At 34.8% G+C, this 592-nt stretch carries 1 protein-coding gene; it reads left to right on the top strand.

All coding sequences use genetic code 11. The annotated features are described in order from the left end of the window. Nucleotides 1-592, top strand: a 592-nt coding sequence (locus IDG60_RS21225; RefSeq protein WP_206161168.1) for a M20/M25/M40 family metallo-hydrolase, incomplete at both ends; no start/stop codon positions are given.

The raw sequence follows: 592 nt of genomic DNA, 5'->3' as shown, positions 1-592 counted from the left end.
AAGGCGGTCTGATGGCTTTGGTCATCACACTCATTGAATTAAAAGAACAAAATCAATTGCCTCAAGGAACGATAAGATTACTAGCTACTGCTGGCGAAGAGAAAGAACAAGAAGGTGCCAAATTATTGGCTGATAAAGGCTATTTAGACGATGTAGATGGCTTAATTATTGCTGAACCAACTGGATCTGGAATTTATTATGCACATAAAGGGTCTATGTCATGTAAAGTAACTGCAACTGGCAAAGCTGTCCATAGCTCAGTTCCATTTATTGGTGACAATGCAATTGATACACTGCTTGAATTTTATAATCAATTTAAAGAAAAATATTCAGAGCTTAAAAAACATGATACTAAACATGAATTAGATGTTGCACCCATGTTCAAATCATTGATAGGAAAAGAAATTTCTGAAGAGGATGCAAATTATGCATCTGGTCTTACAGCTGTATGTTCGATTATAAATAGCGGCAAACAATTTAACTCTGTACCAGATGAAGCTTCACTTGAATTTAACGTAAGACCAGTTCCTGAGTATGATAACGACTTTATAGAATCGTTTTTCCAAAATATCATTAATGATGTGGATAGCAA

The organism is Staphylococcus sp. EG-SA-2 (assembly GCF_017152085.1).
The sequence above is the reverse complement of the archived record's forward strand: the minus strand, read 5'-3'. Positions and strand labels throughout refer to the sequence as shown.